This window comes from Pseudomonas sp. SBB6 (genome assembly GCF_024213215.1).
Lineage (GTDB): Bacteria > Pseudomonadota > Gammaproteobacteria > Pseudomonadales > Pseudomonadaceae > Aquipseudomonas > Aquipseudomonas donghuensis.
Genome location: NZ_JANAVH010000004.1, coordinates 430,427 through 445,785 on the forward strand (window position 1 = coordinate 430,427; position 15,359 = coordinate 445,785).

Consider the following 15,359-nt stretch of genomic DNA (forward strand, 5'->3'; position numbering starts at 1 on the left):
TCACCATCTGGGCATTTCGCTGAGGAACATGATGCTTCACATCGTGTTGCATCTCAACTATAACGACGGTGTCCGTCGCTGTGGTGCGCACTATACGGATGCCTCTGAGAGCTGTAAACCCCCGTTCAGAAAAAATCTTAAAAAATTCAAGTCGTTGTTCCTTATGATGGTTTTGGCAGCATTGAGGGGGCTCTGACAGGGCTGTCCAAGCCTGAAATTTCCGGTTTCAATACGCCTATGCCAAACTAACCCTTATATAGACAAGGTGAACCCCTCCTAATGGCCGATTGGCAGACCCTCGATCCCGAGGCCGCTCGTGAAGCGGAAAAATACGAAAACCCTATTCCTAGCCGTGAGCTGATCCTCCAGCGTCTGGACGAGCGCGGCTCGCCGGCAGCCCGTGAGCAGCTGGTCGAAGAGTTCGGCCTGACCACCGAAGACCAGATCGAAGCCCTGCGCCGCCGTCTGCGCGCGATGGAACGCGACGGCCAGCTGATCTATACCCGGCGCGGCACTTATGCCCCGGTAGACAAGCTCGACCTGATCCTCGGTCGCATCGCCGGCCACCGCGACGGCTTCGGTTTCCTGATTCCGGATGACGGCAGCGACGACCTGTTCCTCAGCCCCGCACAAATGCGCCTGGTGTTCGATGGCGACCGCGCCCTGGCCCGGGTTTCCGGCCTGGACCGTCGTGGCCGCCGCGAAGGCGTGGTGGTCGAAGTGATCTCCCGTGCCCACGAAAGCATCGTTGGCCGCTACTTCGAAGAAGGCGGTATCGGCTTTGTCACCCCCGACAACCCCAAGGTCCAGCAGGAAGTGCTGATCACCCCGGGGCGCAACGGTGGTGCCAAGATCGGTCAGTTCGTCGAGGTCAAGATCACCCACTGGCCGACCCCGCGCTTCCAGCCTCAGGGCGATATCACCGAAGTGATCGGCAACTACATGGCCCCGGGCATGGAAATCGACGTTGCCCTGCGCAGCTACGATATTCCGCATGTCTGGCCAGAAGCCGTGATCAAGGAAGCGCGCAAGCTCAAGCCGGAAGTCGAAGAGAAAGACAAAGAACACCGCGTCGACCTGCGCCATCTGCCGTTCGTCACCATCGACGGCGAAGATGCCCGCGACTTCGACGATGCGGTGTACTGCGAGAGCCTGGGCAAGTTGCGCCTGTTCTCCGGTGGCTGGCGCCTGTACGTGGCGATCGCCGACGTCTCCAGCTACGTGCGCCTGGGTTCTGCCCTGGATGCCGAAGCCCAGGTGCGCGGCAACTCGGTGTATTTCCCCGAGCGCGTGGTGCCGATGCTGCCCGAAGAGCTGTCCAACGGCCTGTGCTCGCTGAACCCGCACGTCGACCGCTTGGCGATGGTCTGTGAAATGACCATCAACAAGTCCGGGCAGATGGTCGATTACCAATTCTACGAAGCGGTGATCCACTCTCATGCGCGCCTGACCTACAACAAGGTCAGCAGCATGCTCGAACACGCCCGTACCCGCGAAGGCAAGGCCCTGCGCGAGCAGTACAGCAACGTGGTGCCGGACCTCAAGCAGCTCTATGCGCTGTACAAGGTGCTGCTGGCGGCCCGTCATACCCGTGGTGCGATCGACTTCGAAACCCAGGAAACCCGGATCATCTTCGGGGCCGAGCGCAAGATCGCCGAAATTCGCCCGACCGTGCGCAACGACGCCCACAAGCTGATCGAGGAGTGCATGCTGGCGGCCAACGTGGCCACCGCCGAGTTCCTCAAGAAGCACGAAATCCCTGCGCTGTACCGTGTTCACGACGGTCCGCCGCCGGAGCGCCTGGAAAAACTGCGCGCCTTCCTGGGCGAGCTGGGCCTGTCCCTGCACAAGGGCAAGGAGGGGCCGTCGCCCAAGGATTACCAGGCACTGCTGGCGAGCATCGCCGACCGCCCGGATTTCCACCTGATCCAGACCGTGATGCTGCGCTCCCTGAGCCAGGCGGTGTACAGCGCCGACAACAACGGCCACTTCGGTCTGAATTACGAGGCGTACACCCACTTCACCTCGCCGATCCGTCGCTACCCGGACCTGCTGACCCACCGGGCCATCCGCAGCGTGATCCGTTCGCGCCAGGAAACCCCGCACGTCAAGCGTGCCGGTGCGATGAGCATTCCCAAGGCGCGTATCTACCCGTACGACGAGGCGACCCTGGAGCAGCTCGGCGAGCAGTGCTCGATGAGCGAGCGGCGTGCCGACGAGGCCACCCGCGACGTGGTCAACTGGCTCAAGTGCGAGTACATGAAAGACCGCGTCGGCGAGAGCTTCCCGGGTGTGATCACCGCGGTGACCGGCTTTGGCCTGTTCGTCGAGCTGACCGACATCTACGTCGAAGGCATGGTGCACGTCAGCGCGTTGCCGGGTGATTACTACCACTTCGACCCTGTGCATCACCGGCTGGCCGGTGAACGTACCGGGCGCAACTTCCGCCTGGGTGACACCGTCGAAGTGCGGGTGATGCGCGTCGATCTCGAGCAGCGCAAGATCGACTTCGAGATGGCCGAGAACACCCTCAAGGCGCCGATTGGCCGCAAGCAGCGTGGCGAAGGCGTGCGTCCACAAGACGGCAAGCCGGTACCGGTGCTCGACAAGGCTGAAGTGACCAAGGCGGCAGAGCCTGCGCGCCGGAGCAAGAAGAACGAAACCGCCGAAGCCTATTTCCCTGCCCATGCCGCGGCGAAAAACGCCGAAGTGCGCAAGAGCCGGGAGATGAAGAAGGCCTTGATGTCCGATGCCAAGCACGCAGGCAGCAAGCCGGCGTCCAAGTCGGGCAAGTCGGAAAAACCGAGCAAGCACCGTAAAGGGCCGCCCAAAGCCGGCTCTGCGTCACGTAAACCCAAGGCCAAGTCATGAGTCAGTTGGAAAAGATCTACGGCGTGCATGCCGTGGAAGCGCTGTTGCGTCATCACCCCAAGCGGGTCAAGCAGATCTGGTTGTCCGAGGGGCGCAGCGAGCCGCGCCTGCAGCCGCTGCTTGAGCTCGCTGCGCAGAACCGCGTGGCGGTCGGCCAGGCCGAGCGCCGCGAGATGGATGCCTGGGTTGAAGGCGTGCACCAGGGGGTGGTGGCTGAAGTCAGCCCGAGCCAGGTCTGGGGCGAGGCGATGCTCGAAGAGCTGCTCGACCGTACTGAAGGCGCACCGCTGATCCTGGTGCTCGACGGCGTCACCGACCCGCACAACCTCGGCGCGTGCCTGCGCACCGCCGATGCTGCCGGTGCCCTGGCGGTGGTGGTGCCCAAGGACAAGTCGGCGACCCTGACCCCTGCAGTGCGTAAAGTGGCCTGCGGTGCGGCCGAAGTCATCCCCCTGGTGGCGGTCACCAACCTGGCGCGGACCCTGGAGAAACTCCAGCAGCGTGGCCTGTGGGTGGTGGGCACGGCGGGCGAGGCCGAGCAGGAGCTGTATCAACAGGACCTGACTGGCCCGACCATCCTGATCATGGGCGCCGAAGGCAAGGGCATGCGCCGCTTGACCCGCGAGCACTGTGATTTTCTGGTCAAGCTGCCGATGGCCGGTAGCGTCAGCAGCCTCAACGTATCGGTGGCGACGGGCGTGTGCCTGTTCGAGGCCGTTCGTCAGCGGCAGGCTAAAGCTAAACGCTGATCTCTGCGGGCTGCTTCGCAGCCCATCGCCGGCAAGGCCGGCTCCCACAGGTGTTGTGCACGTCTGTGGGAGCTGGCCTTGCCGGCGATTGCAGCACCTCGGTGCTGCTCAATAATTCACCAATTACCTTGCTTGTCCCTCGGCGCTTCTCTACAATTGCGCCCCTTGCCATGTTGGCAGGCGTTCATGCGCCTTTTCCCAGGGCAAGACATACAAGTGTCCTTCACTCCTTGTCTGACCACTCTGGTGGCAGACTACAACCCGTAAGGAGCATTCATGCGTCATTACGAAATCATCTTTCTGGTCCACCCTGACCAGAGCGAGCAAGTCGGCGGCATGGTTGAGCGTTACACCAAGCTGATCGAAGAAGACGGCGGCAAAATCCACCGTCTGGAAGACTGGGGCCGTCGTCAACTGGCCTATGCAATCAACAATGTTCACAAGGCTCACTACGTGATGCTGAACGTTGAGTGCACCGGCAAGGCCCTGGCCGAGCTGGAAGACAACTTCCGCTACAACGATGCCGTGATCCGTAACCTGGTCATCCGTCGCGACGAAGCCGTTACCGGCCAGTCCGAGATGCTCAAGGCTGAAGAGAACCGCAGTGAGCGCCGTGAGCGTCGCGACCGTCCTGAGCATGCTGACAGCGCCGATGGCGATGACAGCAACGACAGCGACAACAGCGATAACGCTGACGAGTAATCCACGGACCTTTTGAGGAGCCTATTACATGGCACGTTTCTTCCGTCGTCGTAAATTCTGCCGCTTCACTGCTGAAGACGTGAAAGAGATCGATTACAAAGATCTCAACACCCTGAAAGCTTACGTATCCGAAACCGGCAAGATCGTTCCAAGCCGTATCACCGGTACCAAAGCTCGTTATCAGCGTCAGCTGGCTACCGCTATCAAGCGCGCCCGCTTCCTGGCCCTGCTGCCCTACACCGACAGCCACGGCCGCTGAGACCGGGTCGTCGACAAGTAGCAAAGGATAAAGTGCATGCGAGCGCTAGCTGATTACATCATGCGCGGACGTGTGCAGGCCACGCTTGTCGTGGCCGGATCGGCGGCATTGCCGCTGTTGTTCTGGTTGAGTGCCGCTGCGGGATGCCTTGTGCTTCTGCGGCGCGGTTCGGACGCATTGAGCGTCCTTGGTCTGGGATTGCTGGCGACGTTGTTGAGCTGGCACTTCCTGAAGGACCCGACAGCGTTGCTGGTGCTGGTGGGGTCTTGCAGCCTTGCGTTGGTTTTGCGCGCAGGCCATTCCTGGAACCGCGTGCTGCTGGTCAGCGTGGTAGTGGGGTTGTTGTTTGCGGTGAGCCTGGGGACCTTGCTGGGTCCTTACATCGATTCACTCGCCAAAGCGTCGCAAGATGCCTTGCCGTTAGTGATGGGTAAAGCCTACGAGACTATCTCGGCGGACCAGAAGGCAATGCTCGCCTCAGTGATGGCCCCAATCTTGATCGCTTCAATAGCGATAACGCTGCAGGTCTTTAGCGTGTCATGTCTGATTCTTGGGCGTTATTGGCAGGCGTTGTTGTACAACCCAGGTGGTTTCGGTCGCGAATTTCGCGCGATTCGGTTCCCCAAGGGCGTGATGCTGGCATTGCTGGCCGTCATGTTTGTAGCACCGTTCATGGGGCTGCACGCATTGATTCTGTTGCCGCTGTGCAGTGTTGCGTTCATGTTCGCCGGGCTGGCCCTGATTCACGGGCTGGTCGCGCAGAAACGCCTGGCCAGTTTCTGGCTGGTGGGGTTATACGTCACGCTGTTGCCTTTCATGCACTTGATCGGTCCATTGCTCGTGGTTCTGGCCATTGTCGACAGCCTGATTGATTTTCGTGGTCGTTCAGCATCCAAGGATGCCGATGACGCGAACGGTGAAGGTTAAAAGTTAAGAGGTTAATACCAAATGGAACTGATCCTGCTGGAAAAAGTCGCCAACCTGGGCAACCTGGGCGACAAGGTAAATGTTAAGGCCGGTTACGGTCGTAACTTCCTGCTGCCATTCGGCAAAGCCACCGCTGCGACCGCTGCCAACCTGGCTGCGTTCGAAGAGCGTCGTGCTGAGCTGGAAAAAATCGCTGCAGAGAAAAAAGCTTCGGCCGAAACTCGCGCTGCCCAACTGGCTGAGCTGGAAGTGACCATCACTGCCACCGCCGGTGACGAAGGCAAGCTGTTCGGTTCGATCGGCACCCACGACATCGCTGACGCCCTGACCGCCTCCGGCGTTGAAGTGGCCAAGGCTGAAGTTCGTCTGCCGAACGGCACCATCCGTAACGTCGGCGAATACGACGTTGCCGTGCACCTGCACAGCGACGTTGAAGCCACCGTTCGCGTGGTTGTTGTCGCAGCCTAAGCTGTACCGATCGGCTGGCACCTTGGGTGTCAGCCGGTTAACATCGGGCACGATCCTGCTTTGCAGGTCGTGCCCTTTGTCTTTTTCATCACCCTGATTCCTGCGTGGCCATGAACGAGATAACCGCCCCCGAGCAATATGATCTGCAAACCGCTGCCCTGAAGGTGCCGCCGCATTCCATCGAGGCCGAACAGGCCGTGCTCGGTGGCTTGATGCTGGACAACAACGCCTGGGAGCGGGTGCTTGATCAAGTCTCCGATGGCGACTTCTACCGGCATGACCACCGCCTGATCTTCCGCGCCATCCACAAGCTCGCCGACCAGAACGCCCCGTTCGACGTGGTCACCCTGCACGAGCAACTGGACAAGGAAGGCCTGAGCTCGCAAATCGGCGGCCTGGGTTACCTGGGCGAGCTGGCGAAGAACACCCCGTCGGTGGCCAACATCAAGGCCTATGCGGGGATCATCCGCGAGCGGGCGACCCTGCGCCAGCTGATCAGCATCAGCAACGAGATCGCCGACAGCGCCTTCAATCCCCAAGGGCGCAATGCCGCGGAGATCCTCGATGAAGCCGAACGGCAGATCTTCCAGATCGCCGAAGCGCGGCCGAAAACCGGTGGCCCGGTGGGCGTCAACGACCTGCTGACCAAGGCCATCGACCGCATCGACACGCTGTTCAACACCGACAGCGCGATCACCGGCCTGTCCACCGGCTACACCGACCTCGACGAGAAGACCAGCGGCCTGCAGCCAGCCGACCTGATCATCGTCGCCGGCCGTCCGTCGATGGGTAAGACCACCTTCGCCATGAACCTGGTGGAAAACGCCGTACTGCGCAGCGACAAGGCGGTACTGGTGTACTCCCTGGAGATGCCAGGCGAATCGCTGATCATGCGTATGCTGTCCTCGCTCGGCCGTATCGACCAGACCAAAGTGCGTTCCGGCCAGCTGGAAGACGACGACTGGCCGCGCCTGACCTCGGCGGTCAACCTGCTCAACGACCGCAAGCTGTTCATCGACGATACCGCCGGCATCAGCCCGTCGGAAATGCGCGCCCGGACCCGCCGTCTGGTGCGCGAGCACGGCGAAGTCGGCCTGATCATGATCGACTACCTGCAACTGATGCAGATCCCCGGCTCCAGCGGCGACAATCGCACCAACGAGATTTCCGAGATTTCCCGCTCGCTCAAGGCCCTGGCCAAAGAGTTCAACTGCCCGGTAGTTGCCCTGTCGCAGCTCAACCGCTCCCTCGAGCAGCGGCCGAACAAGCGCCCGGTGAACTCCGACTTGCGTGAATCCGGTGCAATCGAGCAGGACGCCGACGTGATCATGTTCGTCTACCGCGATGAGGTCTACCACCCGGAGACCGAGCACAAAGGCATTGCCGAAATCATCATCGGCAAGCAGCGGAACGGCCCGATCGGCTTTATCCGCCTGGCTTTCATCGGCAAGTACACGCGCTTCGAAAACCTCGCGCCGGGCAGTTACAACTTCGACGACGACGAGTAAGCCGCTCAGCCATCACTGGCGGCCCTGAACAGTTCGCGCGCCGCCTGAGGGCTAAAAGCGGCACGCCAGATCGGCTCATGGGCTTGCCCTTCACGCTCGGCCTGAGCCTGTGATACCGCGCCCAGGCGGCTTTGTGCCAAGGTCTTCAAGTGCGCGCCCTTGAGCTGGAACTGGTCCAGGGCGGTCGTTGTCGCATCGTAGTGAAAATGCGCCTCCCACAGCGTCGAGCGACTGCCCTGGGCGTCGCGGACCTGGTAAATGTCGAGGAAGTGCTTGTTCCGCCCTTTACCGCGTGGCGCTCGCATCAGTGTCTTGTGCACGCTCACTTGCCGGTGCTCGATCAGGTACAGCAGACGATTGATATCGAGTGTTTCCGGTGATTTGTACAGCATCAGGCGCAATGCCTCGCCATGCTGGCGCAAACGCTGGGCGGCGCCGTGCAGGCGATCGAGCAGGGATCGCTGTTCAGCCTCCGTGCTTGATGACTCAATGCCTTGTGCCAACACCTCCAGAGCCCCGGCGTGACGTTCAAGGGCCTCGACGATGTTGCTCGGGTTTTGTTTTTTCTCGGCATCCTGACGCGCGCTGTCCAGTTGCTGCTCGACGTTGCCCAGTAACGTATTGGCCTGGGACAGTTGCGTTGCCAACGACGCCGCGCCGCCAACCTGGCGTTCAGTGGCAAGCGGCTGCCAGTAGCCGGCCACCGGGTTGACATAGCGTTGCACCCGGGGCCCGGAAACGATGCCAGGGTTGATGATATCGACCACCTCCCGACCCTGCTCGTCGGTGTGTGCTTCCCCCACCTTAAATGCCGTAGCGCCCTGCTGCCTGACTTTGATCACCCGCTTGCGTGGCCCGGCGACAGGCTGCTGCAGCGATCGGGCGGGCAGAAAATCAGTGTCCAGGGCCTGCGAATCAAGGCTCAACAGGGTATTGCTGGTCAGGTCCTGGTACATCGACTCAAGTCGCTGTTGTATCTGCTGCACCAGGCTGACCAGCGCCTGGTCAATATCGCGCAGATGGGCTTTATCCAGCATGGCAGCGGTGTCCTGCATGGATTTGAGCCCTTGCTGGTGGTTGTCGAATTGGCGTTGCAGGTCATCGAGCAGTGACAGCTGATAGTGTTCCGGGAGGCTGTCCAGGTCGGTGTAGGTGCTCAGGGCGTCGTGCAGTTGCACCAGGCGCAGCGCCGCCTCGGTATTGAGCTGGATCAGGGCTTGCGGGTCCGGGGTGTCGCTGATAACCAGCAAGTCCATCTTGAACAGGATCACCGCCGCTTGGTGCATCAGCGCAGTCGCGGGGAAATGCTCCTTGGCCCGAGCGAGATAGGCGTCGGTGCGAGCGCCGGGAAAGCTGTTGGTGAGGGCCTTGATATAGGCCGCGTGCTTGTCGAGGAAGGGACGCTTTTCTTCCAGGTGCTGGAGGATGCGCCGGTGTTGCAGGCGATAGCGGCCATGCTCGCCCTGATGGGGGTCGGCCAGCAACTCCCCGGTTTCACTGGTGAAGGCGAGGTCCTGGCTGAGCATGATCTTTTCCAGGCAGTGCAGGCGATATTCGTGCATCTCTCGTTGCTGACTCAGTGTCTGCGGGTCGCCCAGGGTTTCAAGCAGGTCGACCTTCGTCGAAATGTGTTTGATGGTTTTCCAGTAGGTCACCACCAGGGCAGAGATGGCTTGTTGCTGTGCGTCTGAGCCACTAACCGCAGCGTTGACCCGGGCAGTCACTTGCGTCATCTGGTCGGCGGTCGTCAGCAGTGCCTGGTTGACCTCAAGCAGTTGCTGGCGAGTGTTGTGCTGCTGCTGAAATTGGGCAGCACGCTCGGCTGCGGCGGCTGCGCGGTTCTGCTCCTGCATTTGCGCCAGGCGCCCTCCTCGGCGGGGCATGCCGGCGGCGCCAGGAACCCGGGCGTAGTACCAGTGCTGGCGATACAGCACAATCGCAGGGCTATCGGCGGGTGGGCCGTCTGCCAGTCGCCATACCCGCCATTCTGGAGTTGATGCCGAGGCATCAGGCACTATCGGGTACGCCGCGTCCTCAATCATGGCGTAGGTCGTCCCCTGGTAACGATGAATACCGCTACCAGGCGTGCCAGCAGTACCGGCCAATGGATGGGCGCTGACCCTCAAGCGCCCGGCTGAGACCGCCTGCAGCGGGGGCTCGGCCAGCAGTTCCGGCAGCAGGTCGCGGTTGCGCAGCGCGATGTCGAGCAGTTGCTCGCGCAACATGGCAACGCTATCGTCTTTGGCTAACGGGGTGTGCGGATGCTCGTGCAAGGCCTGCAGTAACCCAACACCTGGCATGTCCTGGAAGTGATAGTGGCTACCGGTGCGGGTCAGGCTCAGGTAGTCCGTGGCATCGGCTGAACCGAAGTGTTGAGTGGGCGCTGCGGGGGTGAAGCCTGTGCCTGGCGGGGCCTGAAGGTTCTCTTCGATGCGGATGCCTAAGGTAGCTGGCCACTCAGGGCGGATGGCGAGCAACTGGCAGCACAGGGCTTCGGCATCCCGGTCGGGGCCAGCCCGTTCATCGTCCAGCTTGCACAGTGCCAACAGGCTGCGGCTTTCCTGCGCAAGCCCGAGCACGGTCGCAATGGGGCCGGGCTCGATGAGACTGTCCGTTGCTAGCCGCATCAGCTGGGGGTGGCGGCGCAGGGCTTCGTGCGCGGCTGCAACAGACAAATCGGGGAAGCGCAGGGTCAGGGCGGCAATGGCCGGATTGCCCTCTGCGTTGGCCGATGGTTGCCCTTCAATCACGCAGCGCAGTTGCCAAGGCAGGTCCGCTCCGGCGCTCCATGCCGCCTCCAGCTGTTCGCGCGTTACACCGCTCAGCCGCAAGATTGAGGTAGCGGCCTTGGTAGGGAGCTGAGGCTGCAGGTGTTCCAGCAACCTGGCGTCGCTCCAGTTTCGCGAATCCAGTTGCTGCGCTATTCGTGCCTCAATTGCCGGTGCACGGCCAAGGGCTGCCACCAGGTGCCTTGAGCGGCGCGCCGAGAGCCGTGCGCCGAGGCCCTGAAGCCTGGCGCTGATTATCAGGTCGGCGATATCGGCCGCTGCCTGGACTGCTTCGCTGGTGCGGCCGGACAGCAGTGCGTTGGCTGCTGAAATCGACTGAAAACCGAGGCTGGCGAAGGTGGCGGTGAGCATGGCGCGGTTGAGACCGGTAACGCCGCCGGGAACCGAGAGCGTCAGCAGCTCCAGCACCTCGCTGACCACGAACAGTGCGCCTCTCTGGAAGGTGTCGAAATCCACGCTGTTGTTGCTGATCGCCATCAGCGCCAGGTCGGCGGCGATCCCGTGCTGCTGTTCCTGGGCGATAACCTGGAGCAGTGATTGCGCTTTCCACGGGCTGTTCGGGTTCTCGACGACATCGAGCAGGGCGGTGGAGGGCTGGTTGGCAAAGGTGTCGTACAGCCATTTGGCCAACGCATTGAGCTGGTTGCGGTCAACGTTGTCAGGCTTGAGCAGTGCCGAGAGCTTTTGTTGTAGCGCAAGCGGCAGCCATTGATAGAGCCAATGCAACGCGCTGGTGCTTTGGCCCTGGTGGATCTGCTGGCGTAGCGAGTCCACGGCGTCGACGGCCGAGGCGTGAGAACGCCAGGCGCCGCCCGGGCGTTCGGGAAAATAGCTGAAAACCCCATCGCCCAACTTGACCACGAAGAACGGCAGCGGAATCAAGTTACCTACCAAGGTCTGGCTCATGCGTCGGCTGGCCAATGAATCCAGTGCCTGTTTCAGTGGCCTGAACAACGGCTGAGACCCGGCCAGCCCGAGCAGATGTTCGATGACCCCGTCCGGCAACTTCAGGCTGAAGTACTTCCACTGCAAGGCCCCCGGTCGCTCGCAGGCCGTTTGCAAGCTGGCCAGTTGCTCACGGTTGAATTCGTGGTCTTCGGTGCTGCGATAGGCTTCCAGCAGGGCAAATTGCAACAGGGCACGCTGATAGTCGTTGACCGCTTGTGCGCTCAGGGCGGGCAGCTTCTGCTGCAAGTCGTCTTGCAAGCGCTTGCCCAGGTTCAAATTGCGCACGACATCGACGAAAGTGCTGACCGGGATCAGCGAATGACGCCCGCCTGACTCGCGGGTGTTGATGCTGCTGGCCCTGAGGAGGACCTGCCCTGAACCGCTTTGCAAGGCAACGTTGAAGCCAAAATTGTCCTGGGCTGCCTGCCAGAGGCTGCGAGTCTGCAGGTGTTCGACTTCCTGGTGGGGGAATTCGTGCTGAACCTCCAGCGAGTAGGTGTGCAGGTAGGTGCTCAGAGGGTCCAGCGCCTGGCCGGACGCCAGGGCCAGTTGTTGGCGCAGGTCATCCAGAGCCTGGTGCTCGAAAGCACTGCGAAACTGGTGCAGGGCATCGCTCAGACGCTGGCGCCGTTGCGGGCCGAGACGGGCCAGTAGCAGGTAACGGCGCTGCTCATGTTCATCCAGGGTGTGCAAACTCTGGTTCAGATGCTCTTCGATCAGCTCCAGGGTCAGTCGATCCGACCAGCGTTGCTGGTCGTTGGCTGCCAGTGGGGCCTGGTCGACAATTGAGGGGGGCATGGTGTGCGTCTCCATTGGTGGAAAACGCAGATCAGAGCGCGGCGCTGGCGGCGACGGGCGGTAAATAATTGTCGGGGGCGGATTCCGACCACCACCGTCGGATTTGGTCAATTTTTGTGCTATATTCCGCGCCCGCGATTTTTCATCGATTAGCCACCGGTCACTGACATGCAAGCAGCCAAACCACTTTTCGACTATCCCAAGTACTGGGCCGAATGCTTCGGGCCAGCACCGTTCCTGCCGATGAGCAGGGAGGAGATGGATCAGCTCGGCTGGGATTCCTGCGACATCATCATCGTGACCGGTGATGCCTACGTCGACCATCCGTCGTTCGGCATGGCCATTATCGGCCGCCTGCTGGAAGCCCAGGGTTTTCGCGTGGGCATCATTGCCCAGCCGAACTGGCAGTCCAAAGACGACTTCATGAAGCTCGGCGAGCCGAACCTGTTCTTCGGCGTCGCGGCCGGCAACATGGACTCGATGATCAACCGCTACACCGCCGACAAGAAGATCCGCTCCGACGACGCCTACACCCCAGGTGGCCTGGCCGGCAAGCGTCCGGACCGCGCCAGCCTGGTGTACAGCCAGCGCTGCAAGGAAGCCTACAAGCATGTGCCGATCGTCCTCGGCGGCATTGAAGCTTCTCTGCGCCGTATCGCTCACTACGACTACTGGCAGGACAAGGTCCGTCATTCGATCCTGATCGACGCCTGCGCCGATATCCTGCTGTACGGCAACGCCGAGCGGGCCATTGTCGAAGTGGCCCAGCGCCTGTCTTTTGGCCAGAAGATTGAAGACATTACCGACATCCGCGGTACTGCATTCATTCGCCGTGACACGCCGCAAGGCTGGTACGAGGTCGACTCGACCCGTATCGACCGTCCGGGCAAGATCGACAAGATCATCAACCCGTACGTCAACACCCAGGACACCCAGGCCTGTGCCATCGAGCAGGAGAAGGGCGAGGTCGAGGACCCGAACGAAGCCAAGGTGGTGCAGATTCTCGCCAGCCCGCGCATGACCCGTGACAAGACGGTCATCCGCTTGCCGTCGTTCGAGAAGGTCCGTGGTGATGCCGTGCTCTATGCCCACGCCAACCGCGTGTTGCACCTGGAAACCAACCCGGGCAACGCCCGTGCCCTGGTGCAGAAGCATGGCGAAGTGGACGTCTGGTTCAACCCGCCACCCATTCCGATGACCACCGAAGAAATGGACTACGTGTTCGGCATGCCCTATGCACGCATCCCGCACCCGGCGTACGGCAAGGAGAAAATCCCCGCCTACGACATGATCCGTTTCTCGGTGAACATCATGCGCGGCTGTTTCGGCGGCTGCACCTTCTGCTCGATCACCGAGCACGAAGGGCGGATCATCCAGAACCGTTCGCACGAGTCGATCATTCGCGAGATCGAAGAGATCCGTGACAAGGTTCCCGGTTTTACCGGGGTCATCTCCGACCTTGGCGGCCCGACCGCGAACATGTACCGCATCGCCTGCAAGAGCCCCGAGATCGAATCGGCGTGCCGCAAGCCATCGTGCGTGTTCCCCGGCATCTGCCCGAACCTGAACACCGACCACTCGGCGCTGATCAAGCTGTACCGCAGCGCCCGTGACTTGCCGGGGGTGAAGAAGATCCTCATCGCCTCGGGCCTGCGTTACGACCTGGCGGTGGAATCGCCGGAGTACGTCAAGGAGCTGGTGACCCACCACGTCGGCGGCTACCTGAAGATTGCCCCGGAGCATACCGAGGAAGGCCCGCTGAACCAGATGATGAAGCCGGGCATCGGTAGCTACGACCGCTTCAAGCGCATGTTCGAGAAGTACTCGAAAGAGGCGGGCAAAGAGCAGTACCTGATCCCGTACTTCATCGCCGCGCACCCGGGCACCACCGACGAAGACATGATGAACCTGGCCCTGTGGCTCAAGGGCAACGGCTTCCGTGCCGACCAGGTGCAGGCGTTCTACCCGTCGCCAATGGCGTCGGCCACGGCGATGTACCACTCGGGCAAGAACCCGCTGCGCAAGGTCACCTACAAGAGCGACCCGGTGACCATCGTCAAGAGCGAGCAGCAGCGCCGCCTGCACAAGGCCTTCCTGCGCTATCACGACCCGAAGGGCTGGCCGATGCTGCGTGAAGCCCTGGAGCGCATGGGCCGTGCCGACCTGATCGGCCCGGGCAAGCACCAGTTGATCCCGCTGCACCAGCCGGCGACCGACAGCTACCAAAGTGCCCGGCGCAAGAACTCGACCCCGGCCGGCAGCCACAAGGTGGCCAAGGAACAGAAGATCCTCACCCAGCACAACGGCTTGCCGCCGCGTGCCAGTGACGGTTCCAAACCGTGGGACAAGCGCGAACAGGCCAAGGCGGCGGCGTTTGCCCGCAACCAGGAAGCGGCCAAGGCGCGCAAGGATGCCGCCAAGGGCGGCAAGGGCAAGAAGAAGCCCGCCCGCCAACCGGCTCTGCCGCGCTAACAGGTGGGGCAGGGCTTGTGGGAGCAACTGTCTGTCATCTGGTTAGCTGTGGGAGCCGGCCTTGCCGGCGATGGGGTGCGTAGCACCCCCGGCCCGGCTATGCCGGGCATCGCCAGCAAGGCTGGCTCCCACAGGGACTCAACCGCCTTCAAGCCGGCTGTTCTCGCCAGGGCGTTCCGCTTTTGAGCATGGCATTCAATCGCACGATCAATACCCGCATGCACGCAACCACTGCTTGAAGTCCTTGTTGTGCCGAATAACGATCCAGCAGGCCATGTACAGCGCTCGCCTGACCCGTGACCGACCACCCCATATCGTGTGTTTGCCTGAGTGTTTGCCACTGTCCTGGTTGAAGGGCGCGACGCCCACCAGCGCCGCGATTTTTTTGCTGTCTACCTGACTGAACAAAGCGGTCCCGCTGCAGGAGTTACTCACGAAGTAAAGCGCGCTCAACGCCGCGCACTCGTAGCCGCCCGTGGCTTCAAGCAAAACCTGGGAACGCGGGTCATCACTGATTTTTTCGACCAACTGCTTGAAGCCGCTCAAGTCATTGGAAACATTGAAACTCACACCCTCGGGACGGATGTGAACCGCTAGCTTGGTGCTGGAAACAGCGATGCCGACAGAGGAAGACATGGCCAAACCCTCTTAGCCTCAACGAGTGAGAGCACTTTGGCTTGGCCCACGCTTGTGATTCGAGATCTGGCTCTCATCCAACTGTTCGGGCTCTCGCCAAAGTGGAACGGTGAATGGCAGTTTGTGCTCCCACACGTGCTCTAGGCACTTCGGATTAGCAACTTGTCATTCACCGCTCCCACTCCAGACACTTACCCCCCCCACAACTGCAAACGCCGGCCTTGTCGCAATC

10 protein-coding genes and 1 pseudogene are annotated in these 15,359 nt (G+C 61.5%); 9 read left to right on the forward strand and 2 right to left on the reverse strand.

The window, feature by feature from the left end:
* The 8 genes from NLX68_RS10775 to dnaB all read left to right on the forward strand — a co-directional run.
* Positions 1 to 196, forward strand: a 196-nt coding sequence (locus tag NLX68_RS10775; protein WP_254283962.1) for a hypothetical protein, incomplete at its 5' end; no start/stop codon positions are given.
* A gap of 83 nt (positions 197 to 279) precedes the next feature.
* Complete coding sequence (gene rnr / locus NLX68_RS10780; RefSeq protein ID WP_254283963.1) at positions 280 to 2,871, forward strand: ribonuclease R; 2,592 nt, start codon at positions 280 to 282, stop codon at positions 2,869 to 2,871.
* Positions 2,868 to 3,620: a 23S rRNA (guanosine(2251)-2'-O)-methyltransferase RlmB gene (gene rlmB, locus NLX68_RS10785; protein ID WP_010221604.1), complete on the forward strand. Its 753-nt coding sequence runs from the start codon at positions 2,868 to 2,870 to the stop codon at positions 3,618 to 3,620. Before rnr ends, rlmB begins: the two co-directional genes overlap by 4 nt.
* A gap of 276 nt (positions 3,621 to 3,896) precedes the next feature.
* On the forward strand, positions 3,897 to 4,322 hold the full coding sequence (rpsF, locus tag NLX68_RS10790; protein ID WP_010221605.1) for a 30S ribosomal protein S6: 426 nt from the start codon (positions 3,897 to 3,899) through the stop codon (positions 4,320 to 4,322).
* Between the two features lie 28 nt (positions 4,323 to 4,350).
* Entirely contained in the window at positions 4,351 to 4,581 is a 231-nt protein-coding gene (gene rpsR / locus NLX68_RS10795) for a 30S ribosomal protein S18 (protein WP_009403887.1), read from the forward strand.
* A 36-nt stretch (positions 4,582 to 4,617) separates the two neighbouring features.
* The gene (locus NLX68_RS10800; protein ID WP_254283964.1) at positions 4,618 to 5,508 is read left to right on the forward strand and encodes a hypothetical protein; all 891 of its coding nucleotides are present in this window, start codon (positions 4,618 to 4,620) and stop codon (positions 5,506 to 5,508) included.
* A gap of 21 nt (positions 5,509 to 5,529) precedes the next feature.
* Positions 5,530 to 5,976 carry a 50S ribosomal protein L9 gene (rplI, locus tag NLX68_RS10805; RefSeq protein WP_010221607.1) on the forward strand — a complete coding sequence of 149 codons (447 nt, stop codon included), beginning with the start codon at positions 5,530 to 5,532 and terminating at the stop codon, positions 5,974 to 5,976.
* Positions 5,977 to 6,086: 110 nt separating this feature from the next.
* The gene (gene dnaB / locus NLX68_RS10810) at positions 6,087 to 7,484 is read left to right on the forward strand and encodes a replicative DNA helicase (protein WP_115089082.1); all 1,398 of its coding nucleotides are present in this window, start codon (positions 6,087 to 6,089) and stop codon (positions 7,482 to 7,484) included.
* Between the two features lie 5 nt (positions 7,485 to 7,489).
* Here dnaB and NLX68_RS10815 read toward each other — a convergent pair whose 3' ends face one another.
* Complete coding sequence (locus tag NLX68_RS10815; protein ID WP_254283965.1) at positions 7,490 to 12,019, reverse strand: hypothetical protein; 4,530 nt, start codon at positions 12,017 to 12,019, stop codon at positions 7,490 to 7,492.
* A 168-nt stretch (positions 12,020 to 12,187) separates the two neighbouring features.
* On the opposite strand from NLX68_RS10815, the gene NLX68_RS10820 reads away from it, so the two are divergent.
* Positions 12,188 to 14,491 carry a YgiQ family radical SAM protein gene (locus NLX68_RS10820; protein WP_134064509.1) on the forward strand — a complete coding sequence of 768 codons (2,304 nt, stop codon included), beginning with the start codon at positions 12,188 to 12,190 and terminating at the stop codon, positions 14,489 to 14,491.
* Between the two features lie 148 nt (positions 14,492 to 14,639).
* Here NLX68_RS10820 and NLX68_RS10825 read toward each other — a convergent pair.
* Positions 14,640 to 14,878: pseudogene (locus NLX68_RS10825) on the reverse strand (transposase); the annotation flags it as partial.
* Positions 14,879 to 15,359: the final 481 nt, after the last annotated feature.

Excerpts from the sequence above, each read along its gene's own strand:
- rpsF (WP_010221605.1), top strand. The coding sequence starts at position 3,897 with ATGCGTCATTACGAAATCATCTTTCTGGTCCACCCTGACCAGAGCGAG.
- NLX68_RS10820 (WP_134064509.1), top strand. The coding sequence starts at position 12,188 with ATGCAAGCAGCCAAACCACTTTTCGACTATCCCAAGTACTGGGCCGAA.
- rlmB (WP_010221604.1), top strand. The coding sequence starts at position 2,868 with ATGAGTCAGTTGGAAAAGATCTACGGCGTGCATGCCGTGGAAGCGCTG.
- rnr (WP_254283963.1), top strand. The coding sequence starts at position 280 with ATGGCCGATTGGCAGACCCTCGATCCCGAGGCCGCTCGTGAAGCGGAA.
- NLX68_RS10815 (WP_254283965.1), bottom strand. The coding sequence starts at position 12,019 with ATGCCCCCCTCAATTGTCGACCAGGCCCCACTGGCAGCCAACGACCAG.
- dnaB (WP_115089082.1), top strand. The coding sequence starts at position 6,087 with ATGAACGAGATAACCGCCCCCGAGCAATATGATCTGCAAACCGCTGCC.
- rplI (WP_010221607.1), top strand. The coding sequence starts at position 5,530 with ATGGAACTGATCCTGCTGGAAAAAGTCGCCAACCTGGGCAACCTGGGC.
- NLX68_RS10800 (WP_254283964.1), top strand. The coding sequence starts at position 4,618 with ATGCGAGCGCTAGCTGATTACATCATGCGCGGACGTGTGCAGGCCACG.
- rpsR (WP_009403887.1), top strand. The coding sequence starts at position 4,351 with ATGGCACGTTTCTTCCGTCGTCGTAAATTCTGCCGCTTCACTGCTGAA.